Here is a 24,478-nt window from a genome sequence, read left to right as displayed (position 1 = left end):
TTATAAATAAAAATCACCGGCGGTCAGGTTGTGATGCCCGAGCAGCGCGATCGAGAAGTCGGCCAGACCGAAGGCGTCGGTATTGCCCTCGACGATGGTATATTCCTTGCCGCCGACCATCTGGTAGCTGAAGCGCAACTGGCCCGCACCGGTGAAGGCCGCGCCGGGCTTGGACAACAGGGTGAAGGCCTGGTCGCCGCGCGCGAAGAGCGAGGTGTTGGCGTCGATCGCCGACAGGTCGATCTTGTCCTCGCCCGAGCGGAAATCGGTGATGACATCGCGCAACGACGACAGGGTCGAGCTTTCTTGCGTCGATTCGAAGCGGAAGACGTCCTTGCCCGCGCCGCCGGTCAGCATGTCCTTGCCCATGCCGCCGATCAGGATGTCGTCGCCATCGCCGCCGTTCAGCGTATCGTCGCCCCAGCCGCCGATCAGCCGGTCGTTACCGCCCAGCCCGTTCAGCACGTCATGCCCCCAGCCGCCGTCGAGCACGTCCTGCTCGCCGGTGCCGTTGATCGTGTCGTTGAAGATCGTCCCCGTCTTGGTGATGCCGACGACATCGGTGACGCCGATCGACAGCGTCTGCATATCGACCGCGCCCTTGGCGTCGGTGGCGATCACGGTCACGTCATAGACATTGTCGTGATTGAGGTCGGTCGGATTCTCGTAATCCGGGCCGTTCAGGAACTTCAGCACGCCGGTCGTCGCATCGATGGCGAAGGCCGCGCCGTCGCCCTTGTTCGCGATCGAATAGCGGATGCTGTCGCCCAGCGCGATGTCGGGATCGGTCGCGGTGATGGTGGTGACGGCGGTGCCGTTCTCCGCGATCGACATCTTGCCCGTATCGCCGCCGCCGAAGGAGGTGATGGTCGGGCCGCTATTGGCGACATGGCCGATGGTCACGTCATGCTGGCCGATCGACCCGATGTCGAGGGTCAGGATCTCGCCGACCAGGCTGGCGACGGTCGCGCCCTTGACGGTGGTCCAGTCGGTGCCCGGCGCCTTGAGGTCGACGACGACCTTGCCCTCGCCCTCGACCGAGAAGCTAAGGTCGCGACCGTCACCGCTCAGCGAGATCAGCGAGGCGCGCATCGGCAGGTCGGTGATATGGGTCACGTCATCGGCCGCCTGGCCCATGGTGATGGCATAGGTGCCGCCCGCCTTGGGCAGGAAGACCTTGTTGGCGTCATAGGCGTACCAGCCCGTCACGCTCTTGATCACCTGCCCCGCCTGCTGGCCGTCGACGTCGAGCGCGAAGGTGCCGAGCGTATCGCCCGCCGACGTCACCTTGGCGGTGATCGTGTCGCCCGCCACGGTGGTGGTGATCGATGCCTTCTGGAACGCGCCGATGCGCGCGGCCAGATCGGCCAGCGTCACGAACTCGACGCCGGCGGCGGCCGCCTTGGCGATGAAGTTGGTGAACATCGACGTGACATAGGGGCTCTGCACCGCCGCATCGCCGGTCCACATGGCGGGGCCGTAGTCATGCCACGGCCATACGATCACCGGCGCATCGGCATGCGCGGTCAGCGTCGCCAGTTCCTTGCCCCATTCGGCCTCCGCCTCGGCGACGGTCTTCTTCTGGAACTCGATCAGCGAGAAGTCGAACATGGTGTTGGGGGCGAGATAGACCTTGCCGTCCGCCGCATTGCCCGGGGTCATATAGCCGAAGGCGTTGGGGTAGCCCGCGCCGACGCCGGTATAGCCGCCCGACAGATAGTCGACATGCTTCAGGATTTCCTGGCTGGTCGCGATCGTCTCGGGCGCACCCGGAACCGCCGCACCGCCCAGCGACACCTGCCGGCCCAGATAGGCGCTCATCTGCTTTTCCAGCTCGGCGCGCTCGGCCCCGAACTCGTAGGCGATCTGATCGGCGGTCAGGACATTGGTGTCCTCGGGATGGGTATAGCTGTGCAGCCCGATCTCGTTGCCCGCCGCCATCATCCTGGCATAGATCGGCGCCGACACCGACCAGTCGGTCGAGCGCTGCTGCGCCGGGTCGTTGCCGATATTGACGTAATAGCTGCCGACGAAATTATAGAGCGCCTTCCACTGATCCAGGATCGGCAGCATCTTGGTATAGATGCCGGCCGAGCCGTCGGTCGGCTTCACCTCGTCCGAATACTGGCTCTGATCCATGTCGACACGGGACGCGAACAGGCCGGCGTCGCGGGTCATCTGCAGGCCGACGCGCAGGCCGCCGGTGCTGGCCGAGCCATGCACCGAATAATCGATCGCCTTTTGCAGCAGATTGTCGTCGGCCATCGCCGCTTCGGTCGAGAAGATGACGTTGCGGCCGCCGGTATGGGTGGCGATGGCGGCGGCATAGGTCTGGCCGTTCACCGTCTGGGTCGCGATCGTCTCGCCCGTCCCGCTGACGCTGGTGAAGGCGTTCCAGCCAACGCCCTTATAGTCGCGGATCGTCTCGCCATTGGCATAGCCGTCGAGGACGCTGCCCTGCGCATCGGTCGCCTTGATGGTGACGTCGGCCGGCCAGCCGCCGGTGACGCGGGTGGCATCGAACAACAGCTTCATGCGCGCATAGCTGTCGCCCGCCAGCGCGCTGCCGTCCGCCGCATTGGTCATGAACTCGCCCGCCGCGACCAGGCCGATGCCGAACTGTTTGGTCGCCTGTTCCAGCGTGTGGGCGATCGCATCCGCCTTGTCCGCCTGCACGTTGCGGAACGAGGGGAAGACGATGGAGTCGTACTTGGCCAGCGTCGACAGGTTGGTGAGATCGTCCTCGGTGATGATGTCGAACGGCGTACCCGCCTGCATCGCCTGGGACTGCGCGGCCATGAACAGCTGCGCATACGCCGTCTTGCTGAAATAGGCGTTGGCGGTCGTCTCCGACCAGACGATCGCGATGCGGTGGGACGGGTCGGCGGTGATGCCGGTGTCGTTGAAGACGGTGAAGGGCCTGGCCGAGTAATTGCCAGGCAGGAACGCGCTGTCGTTGACGTCGTACAGCGTGTCGATCGCCTGCGGATTGCCGATCATCGCCTTGGGCACGCGGAACTCGACCGTCTGGCGATCCGCCGACCATGCCGCCTGCAGCCCCGCCATCACCAGCGTCTCGCCCGCGCCGCCCTTGTAGAGCGAGACGGTGCCGTCGGCGTTGAAATTGACGTTATATTCCGCGCCGCCAGCGAAACCGAAGACCTGATAGCCGGTGGCGGCGTTGCGATCGGTGTTCAGCCAGGCGGTGGTGTTGGCCCCGATCGCCATCGGCGCGGTCATCGCGAAGACGAAATCGCCGCCATCGCTCTTGGCATAGATCGAATAGCCCTCGCCCAGCCCGCTATCGATGCGGTCGGTCGCGCGCCAGTCGGACAGGTCGCCGTCCAGGATGATCGAAGTCGTGGTCGCCATATCTCGCCTCTTGGCCCTGGGGTCTTCACCCGGCGCTCCGCACGCGGAAGCGCCCTTCTGTCGGCTTTGCTGCTACGCGTGCGACGCCGCCGGCGGAACCATGGAGTCCCTGCCCATCTGTCCCGACTGTTCCAGCGCGATACGAACCGGACGATTCGGGCTTGGCTTTTTCCCCCGATGGGACGATTCGCCCGGTTCGAGATGGAATGCGCCCGATGAGTCTGCACCTGCTTCTGGTCGAGGACGACCGCGACTATGCCGCCGGCCTTACTGCCGATCTCACGCGGCTGGGCCACCGGGTCGAACATGTCGGCGACGGTCGCCTGGCGCTCGCCGCGCTCGATCGCGAGCAATTCGACGCGGTCATCCTCGACCGGATGATGCCCCGGCTCGACGGGCTGTCGGTGGTCGAAACGTTGCGCGAACGCGGGCTGACCATTCCCGTCATCATGCTGACCGCGCTGTCGATGGCCTCGGACAAGGTCGACGGGCTGGAGGCCGGCGCGGACGATTATGTCGTCAAGCCGGTCGCCGCCGAGGAGCTGAACGCGCGGCTGGGCGCGGTGCTGCGCGGCCGCCGCTGGACGACCGGCGACAGCGACACGATCCGCGCCGGCGACATCGTCGTCAGCCCGACCAGCTTTCGCGCCTGGCGCGGTGGACAGCCGATCGCGCTCGCCAATCTTGAACTCAAGCTGCTGACCGAACTGGCGCGCCATGCCGGTGAGGTGCTGACCCGCGCCATGCTGATCGAGCGCGTCTGGGGGTACGAGTTCGAGCCGGAGACCAATGTCGTCGACGTCTATATCCGCCGCCTGCGCATCAAGCTGACCGAGGGCGGCGCCGCGGACCCGATCGAGACGGTGCGCGGCATCGGCTATTCGCTGAAGCCGTGATCGATGCGGCGCTCCGCCGGGTGTCGCTGCGCGGGCTGACCGCCTGGGTCCTGGCGCTGTTCCTGATCGCCACCATCGCCACGGGGGTGTCGATCATCGCCGCCAACCGCGTCACCGTGGCGCGGCTGGTCGACCGACGGATCGATGTGGTCGGCGACCTGCTCTTGGAGCGCGAGGGCCGCGCGGGACCGGTCCCGACGCCCGCGCTGCTCACGCGGATCGCGACCCTGGCGGGCCAGCGCGACACCGGCGACATCGGCGTGCTGCTGCTCGATTCCGCCGGCCGGCCGCTGGGCGGCAATATCCGGTTGCGCCACGCCCTGCCCCTCGGCCGGTCGGACCTGCGCGCACGCGCCGGGATCGCCGGGCTGTCGCATGGCCGCGCGCTGGTCCGCGACGCGGGGGCCGGACGGCGGCTGGTCATCGTCGCCGAGACCGAGCCGTTCGACGATTACCGGACGCAGCGGACGCGCATCTATCTGATCGGCTTCGGATCGATCATCCTGATCGTGGTCGGCGGCATGATCGCCTTTTCCCGATTGGTCGGGCGGCGGATCGACGAGCAGCGCGCCGCGGTCGACGCGATCATCGCCGGCGACATCCGCCACCGCGTACCGCTGACCGGATCGGCCGACGTCTTCGACCGCCAGGCCGCCGCCTTCAACCGGATGCTCGACCGCATCGGCGAGCTGATGGAGGGGATGCGCGGCGTCTCCAACGACATCGCCCACGACCTGCGCACGCCGCTGGGTAGCTTGCGCGGGCAGGTGGCGCGCATGGCCGAGGAAGCGGACGCCCCCGAACAGGCCGCGTGGGCGCAAGGCGCACTGGCCCAGTGCGACGCGCTGCTGGCGATGTTCGCCGCGTTGTTGCGCATCGCCGAGGTCGAGGCGGGCCACCGCCAGGCGGGCTTCGCGCCCCTGGACCTCGCCGCGCTGGTCGAGGAGACCGCGACGATGATGATGCCGGTCGCCGAGGAAGCGGGCCACCATCTGACGTTCGCCATCACCAGCCGCCCCGCGCCCTTCCAGGGCGACCGCCAACTGCTGATCCAGGCGCTGGTCAACCTGATCGGCAATGCGATCAAACATGGCCGCCCCGGCGGCACGATCCATGTCGAATTGGCGACAACGGACGATGGAGGAATCACCCTTCAGGTCCGCGACGACGGCCCCGGCATCGCGCCCGAGGACCACGCCCAAGCACTGCGCCGCTTCGGCCGCCTCGACAGCGCCCGCACCCGCGCCGGCCATGGCCTGGGCCTGCCCCTGATCGCCGCGATCGCCCGGCTGCATCGCGGGCGACTGGACCTGAGCGATGCGCGGCCGGGGCTGGTCGTGTCGATGATCCTGCCGGGGTGACTATTTGCTGGACGGGGCCGGCATGCAGGGCACCTCGCTGCCGCTCCAGTCCATGTCATAGGTGGCGGGCACGCGTTCGCCATGGCCGACCACACCGTCTCGTCCCGTGGGCGTGTAGGTGATCCAGGCCATGCTGTTGTCGAACGCCGCGATCCGCGCATTGTCGCGCTTGGCCCATTCGGCATCGATCTCGGGCTGTTCGATGCGCGAGCTACGGACCATGCGTATCGCGCCGTCACGTAATTCCCAGGCGCGGTAATAACGCCGCCCGAACAGACTATTGTCGTAACCCGGCTTGGCCGACCATTGCGGCGGCTTGGTCGCGGTCGGCAGACGCACGGTGGTGACGTGGCAGCTGTAATCCGGGCTGGAATAATAGGGCGCGTCCTGCGCCTGATCGGCCGAACGAACGCGGCGCTCCGGCGGGCTGACGCCGCCGCCGGGCAGCGCCAGCGACCGGCCGCTCCCATCCTCCTGGTCCCAATCGATCGTACCCGTCCCCTTGATCGTCAGGATGCTGGCACCGGTCTTCTCGTCGAAGCGCCAGGATACGTCCTCGATCGTCTGCCAGGTGTCGCCGATGGCATTTTGCCGGATCGCCTGATCCAGTTGCTGCGGCGTGGCCGCCGCGAACTGCATCTGCTGCTGAAGCCCTTTGACCCCGCGCACGATCTGGGTGGAGACGATCCGGGCGGGCTGGTCGAAACCGGCGCGCGCGTCGAATTCGAACAGGCTCATTTCGTCCGGCAGGCTGGCGGGTTTCCAGGCGATCCGCTCGATCCCGCGCCCCTGCGCCGCGATCGGCAGGACCCACCGCACCGGATAGATCAGCTGCGTGTTCATTCCGGCGACGGCGGGCAGCGTGCCGTCCAGCCAATATTGGGTGCCGTCGATCGTCGCGCGCACCAGCACATGGTCGAACAGTTGCGGGATCGGCAGCCTCTGGTCGATCCCGTCATCACCGCCCTGGGCGTTGATCAGCACGGGTTCGGCCGCGACGCCCAGTTCGGCCAGCAGCGCCAGTAGCAACGCCGTCTTGCCCTTGCAGTCGCCATAGCGCCGCTGCCACGTCTCTTCGGCGGAGGCCGGCGTCAGATTGCCGCCGTTCAACCCGACATAGATGTAGCGAACATTCTGCTGCACCAGCTTCAACGCCGCCGCCGCCCGCGCCATCGGCGTCGCATGCGCCGCCGCGATCCTGGCCGCCTCGCTTTTCAGGGTCGATCCGGCGGACAGCGTCGCGGCCTTGGCGTAGAAGGGCGCAAAATGCCGGGCGAGATCGGCCCAGTCGGCAAAGTCGCTGAACTGGACCGCGCGCTGCCACATATAGCGGGGCGGCGCGTTTTTCGGCGTCGTCAGAAAGGGCGGATCGTCGAACCGGAAATCGACGCTTTGCGCGCCTTTCGTCATCGCCGCCGTCAGATCGGGCGTGACGTTAAGATGGGGCGCACGCGCCATGTCCCAGCGCAGACCGAAATGATAGCGGCCCGGCGCCAGTGTCGATGCCAGCGCCAGGAGGCCGGCATTGTTGGAGCCCATAGTCGGATCGCGCGAGGCGATGGTCATGCCGACGTCGATCTCGTCACCGACGCGCAGGTCGGGCACGCGCAGCACGGCGGTCAACATCCCGTCGAGATGCGCCGCCTCCAACTGGTCCTCGCGGCGCAGCACCTCGAAACCGGCGGTCTTCAGCACGTCGATCGTCTGGCCGTCCCGGAACACCTGGATGCTATGGACGATCGGCGCCCCCGCCGCCGGGTTCCAGGTCAGTGCGATGTTACCCAGTTCGAGCGCGCTCGATTGCAGGACCTTGATCCGGTAACCGATATATTGCTCCTGCCCGTGATCGGTCAGCCGGGTTTCCAGATCCTGCCGGCGAACGAAGACCGGCCCGCTGGGCGACTCCGGCACGGGCCGCATCGCCGACACCTCCACCCAGGCCGGCACCGGCCCTTGCCGCACCTTCTGCTTGTCCTGCGCGACGACGGGCGTTGCCGCGACCAGCAACCCCAACACCCCATATGTGATACGCAAAGCCCATCCCCCCTGTTGCGGGCGGAATTGTGGCAGATGGACATGCGCCTTTTCAAGCGGCGCGGTCGGGCGCCCCATGAGGAAACGGGCCGCGTTTCCCGTTCGGGAAAGCGGCCCGCAACTGCGATCAGACGATCCGAATGGGGATCAGCCGGATCAGAACCGCACCGTGCCCTCCAGACCGATGGTCCGGGGCGGGTTGAAGTTGGCGTAGTCGCCCAGCACCGCCGCGTTCGCGGCCGAGCGGCGATAGATGTACGTGTTGTTGAGCAGGTTGCGGCTCCACAGCGACACGGTCATCTTCGTGCCGTTCTCGGTCAGCGGCAGGTCGGCCAGCGCGATGCGGCCGTTCATCACGAAGCTCTTGTCGGTGCGCGTCGTCTCGTTCTGGAAGCTGTAGACGGGGTCGGCGTAGTTGCCGTCCAGGTGGAAGCGCAGCTTGGCCTCCGACCCCGGCATCGGCACCTCGTAATCGACATAGGCCGAGGCGGCGTTGCGCGGCGTGAACACCACGAAGACCTGGGTCAGCGCGTTGTTCAGGAACGGGTTCGGCGTCGCCGGCACGTTGGTGTAAGTGTACGCATAGGACGCGCCGACCGTCATCCCCTCGACCGGGTTGGTGGTCAGGTCCGCCTCGATCCCGCGAATCTTGGACGTGCCCGGCGCGTTGCGGGTTTCTTCCGTGTGCAGGTTGTAGGTCGGGCTGGCGGGGTTGGTGTCGACATTGTCGAAGTCGATCTGAGTGCCGGTGCGGTCCATGATGTACCCGGCGACGTTCAGGCGGACGCGGCGGTCGAACAGGTCCATCTTCGAGCCGATCTCATAGGACTTCACCGCTTCGGGGCCGAAGGCGGTGAAGGTCTGCGACCGCGCATTCGCCCCGCCCGCGCGGTAGCCGGTCGAGTATTTGGCATAGAAATGGACGGTGTCGCTGGCGTCGAACGCCGCCGTCACCATCGGATCGAACCGGTTATTGTCGAAGGTGAAGGGGAAGTTGGTCGACTTGCCCTGCACCAGATAGAGCGTGCCGTTGCGCTTGTCGTGGGTGTAGCGCCCGCCGACCGTCAGGTGGAAGGCGTCGAAGCCCGCCGGGGTATAGGTGCCTTGCGCGAAGGCGGCATAGCTATAGGCGCGCGCGAAGCTGCCGCGCTGGAGGAAGAACGAACCCGGCGCCCAGCCCTGGTTGCCCGAGGTGATCGTGCCCAGCGCGGTCTGCGACAGGATGGTGTAGCCGGTGCCGTCGCCATTCCACTGGTTGGTCGAGGGCGTCGCGGCGACCTCACGCGCGTTTTCGGTGAAGTAATAGAGGCCGGCGACATAATCGAACTGCGGCAGGCTGCCGACCGCCTGGAATTCCTGGCTGAACTGGTGCTGCTGCATGAAGGACAGGCTGTAGCGGCTGAACTTGCCGTTCGGCAGGAACACGGTGCGATGCGCGCCGCCCGAATTGTCCCACTGGTCGGTGTCGACGCCGCGCCATGCGGTGATCGAGCGCAGCTCGAACCCCGGCATCACGTCATAGTTCAGCTTGGCCGAGAAGCCGTGGGTGCGGTCGGTGCTCAGCGCCTGCGGTACGCCGATATCGGCGCGCTTCATACGGGTGTCGCCCGACACGACGACCAGCGGCGACAGCGGCGCGATGGTGCCAGAGGGCAGCTTGCCGCCATTGGCGTTGATCTGCGCGATCGTCGCGACCGGCAGGCCGCGCGGGTTGTAGTTGACCAGCTGGCTGTAGAAGGGCGTGTTCTGGTCCTTGGCCTGGTCGTAGGACAATTCGGCCGAGAAGCCGTCGACCGGCTTCCAGAGGACGGCGGCATGGCCGCCGACGCGGTTGAAATAGCCCCAGCCGGCCGCCCCCGGCAGCGGGTTCGTCACGAACGCGTTCTGATGCTGGAGCACGCCGTCCAGCTTGACCGAGATATTGTGCCATTCGGGCAGATTGACGTGCAGCGCGCTGTTATAGGCGCCGTAATTGCCGATTCCGGCAGTGACCGACGCACCGAACTTGCCGGTCGGCTTGGCGGTGACGATCGACAGCGCGCCGCCCTCGGTATTGCGGCCGAACAGCGTGCCCTGCGGCCCGCGCAGCACCTCGACCCGCTCGATGTCGAACAGCGCGGCGTTCAACCCTTGCGACCGGCCCAGATAGACGCCGTCGATATAGACGCCGACGCCGGTGTCGCGCGCGGTCTGGTTCTGGTCGAAGGGGACGATGCCGCGAATACCGATGGTCAGCGCCGACTGGCGCGCCTCGAAGGTGGCGACGCGCAGGCTGGGCACGGTGCCGTCGGCCAGGTCCAGCAGGCTCTGGACATGGCGGTCCTTCAGCACGGTCGGGTCGAGCACCGAGATGGCGATCGGCGTCTTCTGCAGGCTGGTCTCGCGCTTGGTGGCGGTGACCACGATCTCCTTCAGCTGGCCGGCATCGTCCGCCGGATCGGCGGCGGCGGTCGCCGGTACCGGATCGGCCGGCTTGGCGTCGGCGGCAAGAGCGGGCGTGGCCGCGATCGCCAGGAATGCGGTGCCGCCCAGCAGCGTCGCGCGGATGAAATCGGTCGTCATGGTCGTCTTTATTCCTATCCCCCGATCGACCTTGCCGGTCGTCGCTGGCCGCGCGGATAGGGATGCTCGGAGAAGGTAGCGTTACCCTTTGGTGACCGAGCGGGACTTGTTCATTTCATCTCGCGTTCATCCGGCGCCGGCGCGCTCAGCGGGTTCACCAGTTCCAGCCGCTGCGGCACGGTGCCGATGGTGATGCCGCGCTCGCGCAGCGTGGGGAGAAGTTGCAGCAGCACCGCGCTGCGGGCGCCGTAAGCCGCGCGCGGGCTGGCGACATGCGCGAAGCAGTTGAACAGGATTCGCCCGTCGATGATCGAGTCGATAAAGGCCGAGGGCGCCGGCTCGGCCAGCACCGCCTCCTGCTGCGCGAAACAGTCGAGCACGATCGACCGCACCAGCGCGGCATCCGATTCGATCGGCACCGAGAACTGAATCTGGATGCGGCCCAGCGGCCCCGACAGCGTCTTGTTCAGCACCGATTTGGTGATCAGTTCGGAATTGGGGACGATCAGCGTCGAATGATCGGCCAGCTCGATCTCGGTCGAGCGCACGCTGATCCGCTTGACGTCGCCCTCGTCGGTGCCGACGCGCACAAGGTCACCGATCTTGATCGGCCGCTCCGCCAGCAGGATCAGGCCCGAGACGAAATTCTGGGTGATCGCCTGAAGGCCGAAACCGATGCCGACCGACAGCGCCGAGAGCAGGAGCGCGATCCGCTCCACCCCGATGCCGAGCGAGGCCAGCCCCCAGATAACGGCCAGCGCCACGCCGATGTAGCGCGCGACGAGGCTGACCGAATTGCGCCCCGATCCGTCGAGATCGGTCGCGGGCAGATAACGCTGGTCGAGCCAGCGCATGAAGGCGCGGACGATCGCCAGCCCGATGAAGAGCATCAGCAACCCACGCAGGATCGCGCCGGGCGAAATCCAGACGCCGCCGACCTTCACCCCCTCGGCGAACTGACCGAGCTGGTCGAACACCGCGCCGGGATCGCTGCTCGCGCCGAAGGGGCGCAGCAACAGGCCCAGCGCCAGGATGATCAGCGTCAGCCGGACGACGCCCGACAGGACCAGGCCGAACTGGTCGACCATGCTGCCGCGTATGCCAAGCGCCCGCGTCAGGGTGACGCCGATCCGGCTGTCGCGCACGAACACGGTGGTGGCGATATCGTCGGTGGCGACCAGCATCAGATAGAGCGCCGAGCCGAGCAGCACGGTCCAGCCGATCATCAGCGCGACGAACCACGCGAACCAGATATAGCCGATGACCAGCGCCACCGCCGCCACACCCACCGCGATCCAGGCGAGCAGAATCGCGATGCTCAGCCCCGCGCTGATCCCGGCGCTCGTCGTCTGCTCGCGTGCGGCGCGCGCGGCGCGCAACCGGCCGAGCACGACCAGCGTGGCGACGATCAGCGCGAGGTGGATCAGCGCCTCGATCGCCTGGGTGGCGATGATCGCCGAACGGCTGCTGCCGATTGCGCCCTCGAACGATCCGATCATCGTCGTCGTGAAGGTCAGGACGGTCAGCACCCAGGACAGCGGCCGCAGGCGGTTGGCGGTCTCGTCATCGAACGGGGTGATCCGCCAGGACGGCTGGCTGCGCATCAAGACCGCGCCGGTCACCGCGGCGGTGAAGCCCGCGACGCCGGTGGCGAAGACGAACCCGTCGAGAAAGCCGCTCCAGCGCTGCGGCAGCAGGCCCGACCAGCGCAGCCCCTGCACGAACAGGAACGCGCCCGCCAGCGGGCACAGCGTGCCCACCGCCACCCGCCACAGGCTGTTGGCTGATCGCCGCACCCGGCTGGGCGGGGCCTCGGCGATCAGCCGCCGCTGCATCAGCCGGTGCGCCTTCAGCCGCACCGGCCCGATCAGGACGATCGCCAGCGCGAAGCCCAGCATCGCGTGCCAGGGAATACCGCCCCGCCATTGCCGCTGCAGCTGGGTGCCGCCCTGCTCCAGGAACAGCCATACCCGGCGCAGGTCGCGCGGCGTCTGGTCGAGGACGATCGTCCAGAAGGTCGGGCTGAGCGGCGACGGCACCTTGGAGGATAGTTTCTGGCTGAACTGCTCGGCCTGGCTGCGGTCGATCTCGTCGACCAGCTGGCCCGCCTCGACCCCCGCCAATCGGCCCCGCTTGATCGCGGCGTCCAGCGTCGTGCGCATATTGGTCAGCGTCCGCCGCTGCGCACGCAATTCGGGCGCCTCCACCTCGCCGGGCGTCACCGTGCCCAGCCCGGCGATGCGCGCATTGACCAGCGCCAACTGCTCGGTCAGGTCGGCGACCGCCTGGGTCGTCGCGGTCTGTGCCCCCTGCGCCTTGCCGCGCAGATTGCGACGGTCATCGTCATCGACACTCGCATCCAGCGCCCGGTCGACCCCGCGCACGTCCAGTTCGGCCTGCGCGATCCGGTCCGTCGCGGCGGCCACCGGATCGCCCTGCGCCAGCGCCGGGCCTGCCAGGGCGAAGGCCGCGACGAGCCACAGGATCAGCGCGAGATGGCGGACGGTACGGGTTAGACGGACGACAAGGGGCATGGGAACAGGGCCAATCGGAACGGACCCAGCCCTCATACCCACCCCGCCACCGTCAGGCGAGAGGCACCCGCCGGTGTCGCACGCGCATGGCATTTGCCAGCGGGGCGGAAATTGTGTGTACCGGGGACCCGGCACTGGCCGGGTTCGTTGAGAATGCTCGGGAATTTTTGAAACCATGTCCGATTCGGCCGATCCGCCCCCGCGCGCCACTATGCCCGAGCCGCCAGTCGACTCGGTGCAGCGCGACGCGCATGTGCTGGCCGGGATCAACCGCATCCTCCGCGAAGCGCTGAGCGCCTCGACCGAGGAGGATCTGGGGCAGCTGTGTCTGGAGGTGGCCGAGGACCTGACCGGCGCGGCGTTCAGCTTTTTCGGCGAGGAGCGCGATTCGAGCGGGCGGCTCGACCATCTGGCGATCAGCGAGCGCGGCTGGGCCGCCTATCGTGGCAGCGACCCCGAATTTTCGCAGCGCAAGCTGCCCAATGGCCTGAAGATACATGGCATCTTCGGCGAGGTGATGATTCAGGATCGCACCCTGATCGTCAACGAACCCGCCAGCCATCCCGCGCGCGTCGGCCTGCCCCAGGGACATCCGGTGCTGCACAATTTCCTGGGCGTGCCGCTGCGTCACAATGGCGAGACCTTCGCCATGTTCGCGCTGGGCAACCACCCGACCGGCTTTACCGAGCGCGAGAAGGCGATCGCTGAGGAACTCGCCCCCGCCATCGTCCAGGCGCTGCTGCGCAAGCGCGCCGAAGTGGCCTCGCGCGCCAGCCGCCGCCGGCTGCTGACCCTGATCGAGGGGATACCCCAGCTGGTCTGGACCGCGACCAGCGACGGCCGGTGGACCTGGGCCAGCCCGCAATGGGTGACGACGACCGGGCTGTCGGTCGAGGAGAGCCTGGGCCATGGCTGGCAGGCCGCCGTCCACCCCGAGGACCGCGACGCCGCGCACGCCTTCTGGGCGCAGGCCGGCGATCACGGCGACCTGACCATGGAGGGCCGGCTGTTCCATGCCGAGACCGGTCGCTATCGCTGGTACAAGACGCGCGCGACGCCGGTCCGCGACGATCACGGTGCGATCATCGAATGGTTCGGCACCTCGACCGACATCGACAATCTGCGCCGCCTGCAGGACCGGCAGGAAACGCTGGTCGCCGAGTTGCAGCACCGGGTGCGCAACATCCTGACCATCGTCCGGTCGATCTTCACCCGCACGGTCGAGGCGGGCGGGCCGATCGACGAGATTTCGGATCATTTCCGCGGCCGGCTGGACGCGCTGGCGCGCACCCAGATCGTCGCGACCCAGACGGTGTCGGGGCGCGTCGACCTGGAAAACCTGATCCGCGACGAACTGCTGGGCGTGGGGGCGATCGAAGACGAACGGCTGTCGATCCGGGGACCGGACGTCACCCTGCCCGCCGATACCGCCGAGTCGATCGGGCTGGCGATCCACGAACTGACGACCAATGCGTTGAAATATGGCGCGCTTCGTCATGCGACCGGGCGGCTGGCGATCGCCTGGCATGTCGAGGCGCATCCGAACGGCAAATGCGAACTGATTGTAAAATGGGATGAAACGGGTGTACCAGCCATGCCTGTCCCGCCGGTCCGTGAAGGATTCGGGACCGAGCTGATCCGTGAGGCTCTGCCCTATGGGCTGGGCGCGCGGACCGAATTGCAATTCCGTGGTGGCGGTGTCTTTTGCGTGATATCGTTACCATTGCCGGCTGAGGACGTCGGCCAGTTGAACCGGAGTGCCGAGGGATGAGCCACGATTCGCCGCTTGCCGCCAAGCGAATCCTCGTGGTGGAGGACGAATATTTCATCGCCCGCGACCTGGAGCGCGCGCTGCGCGCCGCCGATGCGATCGTCATCGGCCCGGTCGCGACGCTGGAGCAGGGATTGGACCTGGCCGAGACCCAGGAGCTGGATGCGGCGGTCCTCGACGTCAATCTGGCCGGCACCCGCGCCTTTCCCATCGCCGATCGCCTGTCCGCGCGGTCGGTGCCCTGGACCTTCCTGACCGGTTATGACGACTGGGCCCTGCCCGCCCCCTATCGCTCGGCCTCGATCGTCGCCAAGCCTTTCCATGCCGACCGCGTCATCCGCGCGATCGGCGCGCTGATGCCCGATGAAGGACGCGCATGACCCAGCTTTCCCGCAAAATCCGTCCCGAGGATGAGGTCGAGGGCCTCGATGCGCCCGCGCTCCGCCGGCTGAACGCGCTCGGTCCGCTGGACGCGGCGGATCGCGAGCGGCTGCGCGCCGCGATGGCCGAGGCGCGGATCGTGCCGGTGCGTCACCCCATTCTGACGCTGGGCCGGCCGATGCCGGAAAGCCAGATCCTGCTCCAGGGCTGGGCCGCGCGCGTCCGCATCCTGCCCGATGGCCGGCGGCAGTTCATGAGCTTCTATCTGCCCGGCGACGTGATTGGGCGCGTGCATCACGCCCTGCCGATCGCCTCCGCGACGGTGCTCGCGCTGACCGAATGCGTGCTGTGCACCGCCCCCGCCGCGCCCGCCGGATCGAGCCTGGAACAGGTCTATGCCGTCGGCGAGGCGCTCGACGAGGCCTATCTGCTCGGCCATGTCGTCCAGCTCGGCCGGCTGAACGCGCAGGAACGGATCGGCGACTTCCTGCTCGAAATCTATGAGCGGCTGTCGCTCGCCGGGCTGACCGTGGGCGGCAGTTTCGAGATGCCGCTGACCCAGGAGATGCTGGCCGACGCGCTGGGGCTGACCCCGGTGCACGTCAACCGCATGATCCAGCAGGCCCGGCGCGACGGCGACCTGATGTGGAAATCGGGCCGCGTCCTGCTGCGCGATCCCGATCGCACCGCGCGCACGATCGGCCGCCTCCGCCCGCAAGTAACGGGTGCCCAGCCCGAGGGTGGGACCGACACGACGTCGGAGCCGTCCCGACCGGCGTAAAGGCGATCGTCATAAATTGACCGATATATGTTTGCTTTTGGTCTTTGATTGGCATTTTCATCATATCGTCATCGATATTTCGCCGATCTGACATCACCTCCCCCTAACGCCCCCGTCGAACCGGCATACCGGCCGATGGGGGATCATATTCATGCTTACGTCTCGCAGCCTGCTGAAGGCTTCGGTTTCGCTCATCCTGATGACCGGCGCGCTGGCCGCGCCCGCCATGGCGCAGCAGGCGCCCGCCGCCACGACCGCCACGACCGCCACCGATGAGGGCGAACAGGGCGAACAGGGCGAAGAGATCGTCGTCAACGGCACCTATGCCCGCAGCCTGGCCGCCGGCATCGAGACGAAGCGCCGCGCGGCCTACGGCGTCGACTCGATCAGTTCGACCGACATCGGCAAGTTCCCGACGCAGAACGTCGCAGAGGCGCTGCAGCTCGTCCCCGGCGTGGCGATCACCCGCCCGCGCGGTGAGGGCCTGTATGTCAGCGTGCGCGGTCTGGGGCCGCAGTTCCAGGACACGCTGATGAACGGGCGCACCATCGCGCTCAACGACCTGATCGAAAATGGCGGCGCGGCCGGGCGGCAGTTCCGCTTCGAGATGCTGCCCGCCGAATTCACCTCGAGCATCGACGTGGTCAAGACCCCGACCGCCGACATGAGCGAGGGCGCGCTGGGCGGCAATATCGACGTCAAGACCTTCCGCCCGCTCGAGGTCGGCAACAAGTCGACCGTCAACATTCGCGGCACCTACACCACCCAGACCAAGGATGTGCGCCCCAACGTCACCGTGCTGACCAGCGCCAAGAATGGCGACGGCACCTTCGGCATCCTGGCGGGCGCGCAATATTGGGGCAAGACGGTCCGCAACGACCGCTTCATGAACTTCGGCTGGTTGCTCAACCGCTATACCGATGCGGCACGCGGCGGCGCGCCCACCGGCCTCTACTCGCCGACCCGCACCCGCCCGACCGTCGAGACCGAGGATCGCAAGCGCATCTCGGGCATCGTGTCGGCGCAATGGGCGCCGACGACCGAGCTGGAAACCACGCTGGACGTGATCGCGACGCGCCTCGACGTCGCCTATGACGAGTTCGGCCTCGACATCTATCCCGACGACGTCAACGTCACGATCGGCGGCGTCAAGCAACTGCCGACCGTGCTCCAGCCGGGTTATACGGTCACCGGCGACACGATCACCAAGGCGACGATCGCCAATGCCCGCTTCATGGGCACCCGCGAATATAGCCTCAACCGCCACGACCTGCTGACCATCGGCCTGAAGCAGGCGTGGAACCCTGATCGCTGGCATGTCACCGCCAACGTTAACTGGTCGGCGGCGCACAGCTATCACCCCGACTACCGTACCGGCACGGTGCGCAGCCGCGCCTATTTCATCGCGCCGCTGACCTATGACGCGAGCGCCGGCTATCAGACGATGCCGACCTTCACCACGCCGGTCGATGTCACCAATCCGGCCAATTACAAGCTATTCCAGTTCAACATCGCGCCCAAGGACAGCAAGGACTGGGATTTCTATTCGCGCCTCGACGTGGCGCATGATTTCGACGGCTTCCTGTCGAAGCTGGCGGCGGGTGGCGAGTATCACTGGCGCAAGCGCGACTATTTCCGCCGCGACTATCTGATCGACACCGGCACCAACCAGCCGCTGACCAATTACGGCGCGGGCGCCTATCAGCAGCTGCCCTATGACGATTTCCTGTCGGACGTGGGCGGCAATGCGTTCCGCAACTGGCTGGTCCCGACCACCGCGGCCTATGTCGGCAATTTCTTCACCCCCGCCATCCAGGCGCAGGGCCTGTCGCTGGGCGACCGCCGTTCGTCCTTCGTCGTCAGCGAAAAGATCGCCGCCGCCTATGTCCGCGCCGATTACCAGTTCGACGCAGGCGCGGTGCCGGTCAGCGGCAATGTCGGCGTGCGCTATGTCCACACCGATCAGGTGGCGAGCGGCACGCTGACCGCCGGCAGCACTTACACGCCGGTCAGCTACCCCAAGACGTTCAACAACGTCCTGCCCAGCTTCAACCTGCGCGCCGATCTGACGCAGAAGCTGGTCGGTCGTCTGGCGGCCAGCCGCGTGCTGACCCGCCCCAACGTCACCGACACCGCGCCGCGCATCACCGTGTCGACCGATGCGCAAACCGCCAGCGGTGGCAACCCGCAGCTGGTCCCCTTCCTCGCCACCCAGTTCGACGGGTCGCTGGAATGGTATTTCGCGCCCTCGGGCATGTTGTCGGGTGCGGTCTTCTATAAGGCGATGGACGATTACATCACCCAGTCGAATACCGAGATCAACATTCCGAATCGCGGCACCGTCCGCCTCTCCAGCTCGGTCAATGGCGGCAATGCCAAGGTGTACGGGGCGGAGGCCGCGTACAGCCAGGTCTTCTCCTTCCTGCCCGCGCCGTTCGATGGCTTCGGCGTGCAGGGCTCGTATACGCACACCGAGGTAAGCGCTACCTACAAGGCGGGGTCGCGTGACATCAAGGATCAGCTGATCGGCCTGTCGAAGAACAGCTTCAACCTGGTCGGCTTCTACGACAAGGGGCCGCTGTCCGCCCGCCTGTCCTATGTCTGGCGCGACAAATATCTGTCGAGCACGGGCAGCACGGTGCAGGCGCCGACCTATGTCGCGGCCTTCGGATCGCTCGACGGCCAGCTGTCGGTGCGCACCGCCGACAATATGACGCTGACGCTGGAGGGCATCAACCTGGCCGGGGCGCGCCAGAACACCTATAACGACAGCAAGATGCGCTTCGGCGAGATCAACTATTATGGCCGGACGATCCTGTTCGGCGTGCGGGCCGAATTCTGATGTCGGCCCGGACCTTCCTGACGCTGGCGGCGGTCCTCGCGACCGCCGCCGCCCCGGCCCCGCAAGGCCCGTTGCGGATGAACGACATCCAGGTCGTCGGCTCGCACAACAGCTACAAGAAGCGGATCGCGCCGGCGGTCTTCGCCGAACTCGAACGCCGCGATCCCAAGCTCGCCGCCGCGCTCGATTATGATCATCTGACGCTCGCCGAACAGCTCGATCGCGGCGTGCGCCAGTTGGAGATCGACATCTTCGCCGATCCGCAAGGCGGGCGCTTCGCCGATCCCAAGGGCGAGGCCATGGCACGCGCCGCCGGCGAGCGGACCGGTTTCGATCGCGCCGCGATGATGAAGCCGGGCTTCAAGGTCTTCCACATCCTGGAAGTCGATTACCGCTCCTGCGGCACGTTCAAGCAATGCATCGGCCAGATCGACGCCTGGTCGCGCGCGCATCCGCGCCACCTGCCGATCATGGTGACGATCAACGCTGCCGACCGGCCGATCAACAAGCCCGGCGTCACCGATCCGCTGCCGCTGACCGCGCCGCTGCTCGATGCGCTCGACGCCGAGATCCGCGACGTGCTGACGCCCGACCGGATCATCACGCCGGACGATGTACGCGGCAAGGCGCCGACGTTGCGCGAGGCGGTGACCACCAAAGGTTGGCCGACGCTCGATCGCGCGCGCGGGAAAATCTGGTTCGTGCTGGACACGCCCTCGGACGTGTCCGACCGCTACCGCGCGGGGCATCCGTCGCTGAAGGGTCGTCCGATCTTCGGCTGGTACGATACCGACCAGCCCGAAGCCGCGGTCGAGATCGTCGGCGATCCGCGCACCGATGGCGCCAAGATCAGGCAGTGGGTGAAACAGGGCTTCATCGTCCGCACCCGCAGCGACGCCGACACGCGCGAGGCTCGCGAGAACGACCATGCCCGCCAACAGGCCGCGATCGACAGCGGCGCACAGGCGGTGTCGACCGATTATTATCCCGGTGCCCCCGCTCGCGCGTGGAACAAGGGCTTCACCGTGACCCTGCCCGGTGGGGTGATGGAACGCTGCAACCCGGTCACGCGCGGGCCGGACTGCACCTTACCCCGATAAGGGTCTTCATCCCCGCAACAGCAAAACGCCCGCCGATCGACCATCGGCGGGCGTTTTCTTGTCGCCGCGATCAGCCGCCCCGACCGGCGGCCAACGCCATCGGCTCGAACGCGATGTGCGACGCCCCGGCGCGCACGCGGATATCGGTCAGCACATCGTCCAGCGTCAGGTCGGCGAGCTTTTCCTCCAGCGCCTCGCGCACCGGGGTCAGCATCGCTTCCAGGCTGGGGGTGATATGGCGATCGATCACGCTGTCGCCCTCCGGCGGCTGGCGGTGGAAGGCGAAGAAGTTGCGATCCTCCACCGCATGATAGACATCGACCAGCCGGATTTCGGACGACGGCTTGGCCAGCATCGCCCCGCCGCGATTGCCCAGCTGCGACCGGGTCAGCCCCGCGCTCGCCAGCCGCAGCAGCAGCGCACGGACGACCGCGGCGTTGGAATTGACACTGGCGGCGATGTCTTCGGAGCGAAGGGGCATGTCGCCATGATCGGCAAGCAGCGCCAGCATATGCAGCGAGACGACAAAACGCGTACTGGTCGGCAAGTAATCCCGCTCCTGTTTCCCCGTTCCGCTCCGGCCCCAACGCCAGAGCGGCACCGCTGACCGCATATCATACCCATGCACGGTCAATCAGTTAATAACTCAGGTTAGTCTTATACGATCACCGGTGCCACGCAAGTCCGGCATCGTTTACGGTCGCCAGAACCCCGCGCGGCCGGGAAAGTGCCACGCCGCCCCTATCTTTTCGCGCCACCGCCCAGCCGGATCTCGTACAGCTCGGGCCAGTTCTTGCCGGTGACGAAAATCCGGTGCTTCGCCCGGTCATAGGCGATGCCATTGGCCACCGAATCCCGGTCGGTGACGCCCGCGCGCGCGACCAGTTCGCTCAAGTCGACGACAGCCTTCACCACCCCGCTCGCCGGATCGATCCGCACGATATAGGGCGTCATCCAGACATTGGCCCAGATCTGCCCGTCGATATATTCCAGCTCGTTGAGATATTTGAGCGGCCGGCCATTGACCGTAACGTCCAGCGTGCGCGCCACCGCCATGGTCGCGGGGTTCAGGAAGCGCAGGCGCGGCGTGCCGTCCGACAGGATGATCTGGCGACCGTCATCGGTCATCGCCCAGCCCTCGCCGGCATATTTCCATTCGCCGAGCTTCTTCAGCGCCGGCCGGCTCCAGCGGAAACCGCGTCCGCCATGCCAGGTCACGCTGCGCAGTTCGGGGCCCCAGGCGACGATGCCCTCGCCGAACAGGCCGGAGGGCACGGTCGCCTGGCGCAGCGTCCTGCCGCTCGCCAGATCGACCTGGCGGATCACGCTCTGCCCCTCGCGCCCCGTGCTTTCGTACAGCGCGCCATCGGCGATCAGCAGTCCCTCGGTGAAGGCGGTACTGTCATGCGGATAGGCGCGGACGACCACCGGCTTTTCGACCGGCGGCGGTGTGGGCGCAGGAACGGGGGCCGTCGCCTGTGGTGCGGCGGCCGGCAGCAGCAGGGCGAGCGCGAGGATCAGCGGACGGACCGTCACAGCGTGCGCACCAGTCGCGCCACCCGCGCGATCCAGGCGGGCGCCGTCACCGTCACCCCCGCCGCCCCCGGCTCCAGCGGCAACAGATGCAACCCGTCGCCGGGCAGGCCCGCCAGGCGAGCGAAGACATAACCACCGGCCGACCGGGGAACGAGGATATCGCGATTCATGGCCTCGGCGAATCTATCGGGGCCGAGCGGTTCGCACCAGAGCTCATCGCCCGCCCGGTATTCGCCGACCGCGCCGGTCACCGTGACCGCCATCATCCCCGGCGCGGCGCAGGGCGGCGACACCACCCGCGCGGTCCGGGGTGCGACCGCGCCGCGTGGCCCCAGCAGCGCCGCGACGGGCAGCGTCTCGCGCACCGGCAGGGTCACCAGATCGGTCGCGGTACAGCCCAGCGCCGCCGCGATCCGGTTGAGCCAGGGCAGCGACACGGTGCGCGTCCCCATCTCCAGCCGCCCGATCGTCTGCGGCGTGGTCGGAGGGCAACAGGCCCGCGCGACATCGTCCAGCGTCATGCCCTTGGCGCGGCGCACTTCGCGGATCGCGGTGATCATCGCAATCTCCCCCCTTGAACCTTCCCGGTTCCAAGGTGTCGGACAGTCCCGCCGCGATGGCAAGCCCCGGCCCGCTGGCGGCCGTCCCCCGGCTGGGCTAAGCGGGCGGCTCGACAGGTTTTTCTCCGGAGGTGTCGCCGATGCGGTTCGCGATCGTCAAATGCCATGGGTCGGGCAACGACTTCCCGATGATCGACGCGCGTACGCTGTCCCTGAGCGAGGCGGAATGGGCGGGCGTGGCGCGCGCTCTGGCCGACCGCGCCGGACCGGTCGGCGGCGACGGGCTGCTCCTGCTGGTCCCCGGCGACGAGCGCGCCGAATTCGGCATGGTGATGCGCAACAGCGACGGCAGCGAGGCCGAGACGTGCCTGAACGGCGTGCGCTGCGTCGCGCGGGCGGGGTTCGAAGCGCTGGGGATCGACGCCGCCACCGTCCGGCTCAAGACCTCCTACGCCACCGCGTCGCATGACGCCGATCTGATGCCCGGAGTCTATACGGTGCGTGAGACCGCCGGCCCCGCCGGGCTGTCGACCGCCGCCTGGCCGATCCATGGCGCGCCCGACCGGCTGGTCGATGCGGTGCTGCCGATGCTCGACCCCGCGCGCCGCTTCACCGCCGTCACCATGCCCAACCCCCATTTCGTCCATTTCGTCGAGACGGTGGACGAGGCCGAGCTGGTCCGGCTGGGCGAGATCTGCGAGGCCGCGCCCGACTGGCTACCCCACCGCGCCAATGTCTCCTTCGTCGAGGTGCGCGGGGACTCGCTGTTCGTCCGCACCTTCGAGCGCGGCGTCGGCCTGACCGACAGCTGCGGTAGCGCGATGGCGGCCTCGACCTATGCCGCCTGCCTGACCGGCCGGATCGCCTGGGACGTGGCCACCGTGGTGTTTAACCGTGGTGGCCTGGTCCGCGCCTTTGCGGGCGAGGACGGCATGGTCACGCTGTCGGGCAATGCAACCTATGAATGGGCGGGTTCGGTCACGGTCGACCTAGACACCGAAACGGCGAGCGATCTGGTGGTGGAGCGACGCTTTCCGGACGAGATCGCGGCATGGGAAACGGCCAAGCGGGGGTGAGGTGCCGAGCGTGGCCTTCGACTTCGCTCAGGCGGAACGGCGGGTTGGGAATAGGGCTTGCTTCCGTTCCGTCTGAGCGAAGCGGCAGCACGATGGCAGACTAGCACCATGCGCCCTGCCAGAGCGAGCACATGGCCCAGGCCGGATCGACATTCATTTCATTCCTCCCCTGGAAGGGGAGGTGGCAGGCCGCAGGCCTGACGGAGGGGTGTCCCGGCTGGAGAGATTGGACTGCGTCCGCGACCGGGGACACCGCTCCACCATCTTTGGGATAGTCCCCAGTATCAGGACGAACACCCCCGACGGACGTTTTCCATGGCATCAGCGGGTTGATGCCTTTGCGAGCGAGAACGGCATGGTCACGCTGTCGGGTATGCGACCGACGAATGGGCGGGTTCGGTCGCGGGCGAAGTGCCCGGCGAGGCCTTCGACTTCGCTCAGGCTGAACGACCGTTGAAGTGCATGGCATCGTCAGGCGCGATGGATACAGCCTGACCTCCGTTCCGCCCGAGTGAAGTCGAAGGCCACGCGACTCGCCGCGACCAACGCAACACCCCGCCACGCGGCGCGTTACCCCTTCATGCTTCCCGTCCGCCGCCAGATCGCCGACCAGATACGCGACGTCGTTGGCAGCGACCGGATCGACCTGTCGCGGCCGCCCGGCGATGACGGACTGTTCGGCCCCGGTTCGGCGACCTGGGCAGTGCATGGCGATTTCACCGCGATGATGGCGGGCGGCATCGCCTCGCTACTCATCCAGATGCTGCACCCTGCCGCGCTGGCGGGCGTGTGGGATCATAGCGATTTCCGCCGCGACATGGCGGGCCGGTTGCGGCGGACGGCGGGGTTCATCTCGGTCACCACCTATGGCTCGACCGAGGCGGCGGAGCGGATGATCGCGCGGGTGCGCGCCGTCCATACCCGTGTGAAGGGCAGTCTGCCCGACGGCACGCCCTATGCCGCCGACGATCCGCATCTGCTGACCTTCGTCCATGCCGCCGAAGTGGACAGTTTCCTGCGCGCGCACCGCACCTATCGCGATCCGGCCTTTCCCGATGCGCGCGCCGACCAGTATCTGGCGGAGATGGCGACGCTCGCGCGGCGGCTGGGCGCGCAAGACGTGCCCGAGGACCGGCAGCAACTGGCGCGCTTCCTCGCCTCGGTCCGCACCGAATTGCGGGTCGATGCACGGACGCGAGTGGTCGCGCGCACGCTCCTCAATCAGCCGGCGCCCAGCCCGGCACTGGCGCCGGTGAGCAAATGGCTGACCCAGGCGGGGATCGCGCTGCTCCCCGACTGGGCGGCGCGACTGCACGGTTTCGATGCGACCAGCGCGATGCGACCGGCGATCCGGCTGGGCACGCGGCAACTGGGCGGCGCGATCCGCTGGGCGCTGGCGGGCTGAGCCAGGCCGGATCGACATTCCCCTCATTCCTCCCGTGGGAGGGGAGGTGGCAGGCCTAGACCGGAATGAACCAATGCGAGCCCCTCCCCTTCAGGGGAGGGGTTGGGGTGGGGCATCGCCCCACACTGCCCGCTTGTGGAAGCGGGGCCCCCCCCCCCCCCCCCCCCCCCCGCGGGGGGGGGGGGGGGGGGGGGGGGAAGCGGGGGGAGAAAAAAAACGGAAGAAACACGCACGCAGGCAGGGACCCCGACCCAACACCACACACCC

The 24,478-nt window shown here is 67.4% G+C and carries 16 protein-coding genes; 9 read left to right on the top strand and 7 right to left on the bottom strand.

Annotation, left to right across the window (positions count from 1 at the left end):
- Positions 1–3,372, bottom strand: a complete 3,372-nt coding sequence (locus GGR48_RS07060; RefSeq protein ID WP_183951195.1) for a M10 family metallopeptidase C-terminal domain-containing protein — start codon at positions 3,370–3,372, stop codon at positions 1–3.
- A 215-nt stretch (positions 3,373–3,587) separates the two neighbouring features.
- Between GGR48_RS07060 and GGR48_RS07055 the strand changes: the two genes are divergently transcribed.
- Both GGR48_RS07055 and GGR48_RS07050 read left to right on the top strand, forming a co-directional pair.
- The gene (locus GGR48_RS07055) at positions 3,588–4,268 is read left to right on the top strand and encodes a response regulator transcription factor (protein ID WP_183951194.1); all 681 of its coding nucleotides are present in this window, start codon (positions 3,588–3,590) and stop codon (positions 4,266–4,268) included.
- Positions 4,265–5,629 carry a sensor histidine kinase gene (locus GGR48_RS07050; RefSeq protein ID WP_338110521.1) on the top strand — a complete coding sequence of 455 codons (1,365 nt, stop codon included), beginning with the start codon at positions 4,265–4,267 and terminating at the stop codon, positions 5,627–5,629. The genes GGR48_RS07055 and GGR48_RS07050 overlap by 4 nt, the downstream gene beginning before the upstream one ends.
- Here the strand turns inward: GGR48_RS07050 and GGR48_RS07045 are convergent, their stop codons facing one another.
- The 3 genes from GGR48_RS07045 to GGR48_RS07035 form a co-directional block, all read right to left on the bottom strand.
- Entirely contained in the window at positions 5,630–7,663 is a 2,034-nt protein-coding gene (locus GGR48_RS07045) for a DUF3857 domain-containing protein (RefSeq protein WP_240456105.1), read from the bottom strand. It lies immediately after the preceding gene.
- 156 nt (positions 7,664–7,819) lie between these two features.
- The gene (locus GGR48_RS07040) at positions 7,820–10,225 is read right to left on the bottom strand and encodes a TonB-dependent receptor (protein WP_183951193.1); all 2,406 of its coding nucleotides are present in this window, start codon (positions 10,223–10,225) and stop codon (positions 7,820–7,822) included.
- A 110-nt stretch (positions 10,226–10,335) separates the two neighbouring features.
- Positions 10,336–12,759: a DUF3772 domain-containing protein gene (locus GGR48_RS07035; RefSeq protein ID WP_183951192.1), complete on the bottom strand. Its 2,424-nt coding sequence runs from the start codon at positions 12,757–12,759 to the stop codon at positions 10,336–10,338.
- Positions 12,760–12,934: 175 nt separating this feature from the next.
- Here GGR48_RS07035 and GGR48_RS07030 point away from each other — a divergent pair, with 175 nt between their 5' ends.
- The 5 genes from GGR48_RS07030 (at position 12,935) to GGR48_RS07010 (ending at position 19,634) form a co-directional block, all read left to right on the top strand.
- A complete protein-coding gene (locus GGR48_RS07030; RefSeq protein ID WP_183951191.1) occupies positions 12,935–14,530 on the top strand; it encodes a sensor histidine kinase in 1,596 nt (531 codons plus the stop codon).
- Positions 14,527–14,910, top strand: coding sequence for a response regulator (locus GGR48_RS07025; protein ID WP_183951190.1), 384 nt, complete (start codon positions 14,527–14,529; stop codon positions 14,908–14,910). Before GGR48_RS07030 ends, GGR48_RS07025 begins: the two co-directional genes overlap by 4 nt.
- Complete coding sequence (locus GGR48_RS07020; protein ID WP_183951189.1) at positions 14,907–15,692, top strand: Crp/Fnr family transcriptional regulator; 786 nt, start codon at positions 14,907–14,909, stop codon at positions 15,690–15,692. The genes GGR48_RS07025 and GGR48_RS07020 overlap by 4 nt, the downstream gene beginning before the upstream one ends.
- A 151-nt stretch (positions 15,693–15,843) precedes the next feature.
- Positions 15,844–18,534 carry a TonB-dependent receptor gene (locus GGR48_RS07015; RefSeq protein ID WP_240456106.1) on the top strand — a complete coding sequence of 897 codons (2,691 nt, stop codon included), beginning with the start codon at positions 15,844–15,846 and terminating at the stop codon, positions 18,532–18,534.
- Positions 18,534–19,634, top strand: a complete 1,101-nt coding sequence (locus GGR48_RS07010; protein ID WP_183951188.1) for a phosphatidylinositol-specific phospholipase C1-like protein — start codon at positions 18,534–18,536, stop codon at positions 19,632–19,634. Before GGR48_RS07015 ends, GGR48_RS07010 begins: the two co-directional genes overlap by 1 nt.
- 70 nt (positions 19,635–19,704) lie before the next feature.
- Here the strand turns inward: GGR48_RS07010 and GGR48_RS07005 are convergent, their stop codons facing one another.
- The 3 genes from GGR48_RS07005 to GGR48_RS06995 form a co-directional block, all read right to left on the bottom strand.
- On the bottom strand, positions 19,705–20,181 hold the full coding sequence (locus GGR48_RS07005) for an Rrf2 family transcriptional regulator (protein ID WP_183951187.1): 477 nt from the start codon (positions 20,179–20,181) through the stop codon (positions 19,705–19,707).
- Between the two features lie 194 nt (positions 20,182–20,375).
- Positions 20,376–21,170 carry a glutaminyl-peptide cyclotransferase gene (locus GGR48_RS07000; RefSeq protein WP_338110522.1) on the bottom strand — a complete coding sequence of 265 codons (795 nt, stop codon included), beginning with the start codon at positions 21,168–21,170 and terminating at the stop codon, positions 20,376–20,378.
- A complete protein-coding gene (locus GGR48_RS06995) occupies positions 21,167–21,730 on the bottom strand; it encodes a helix-turn-helix domain-containing protein (protein ID WP_183951186.1) in 564 nt (187 codons plus the stop codon). Before GGR48_RS06995 ends, GGR48_RS07000 begins: the two co-directional genes overlap by 4 nt.
- 140 nt (positions 21,731–21,870) lie before the next feature.
- Between GGR48_RS06995 and dapF the strand changes: the two genes are divergently transcribed.
- Complete coding sequence (dapF, locus tag GGR48_RS06990; protein ID WP_183951185.1) at positions 21,871–22,806, top strand: diaminopimelate epimerase; 936 nt, start codon at positions 21,871–21,873, stop codon at positions 22,804–22,806.
- Positions 22,807–23,386: 580 nt separating this feature from the next.
- A complete protein-coding gene (locus tag GGR48_RS06985) occupies positions 23,387–24,211 on the top strand; it encodes an oxygenase MpaB family protein (RefSeq protein WP_183951184.1) in 825 nt (274 codons plus the stop codon).
- The last annotated feature ends 267 nt before the right edge of the window (positions 24,212–24,478 follow it).

This window comes from Sphingomonas pseudosanguinis (genome assembly GCF_014196255.1).
In the GTDB taxonomy this organism is placed as follows: domain Bacteria; phylum Pseudomonadota; class Alphaproteobacteria; order Sphingomonadales; family Sphingomonadaceae; genus Sphingomonas; species Sphingomonas pseudosanguinis.
Note: the sequence above shows the minus strand (reverse complement) of the source record. Positions and strands in the feature narration are given on the sequence as shown.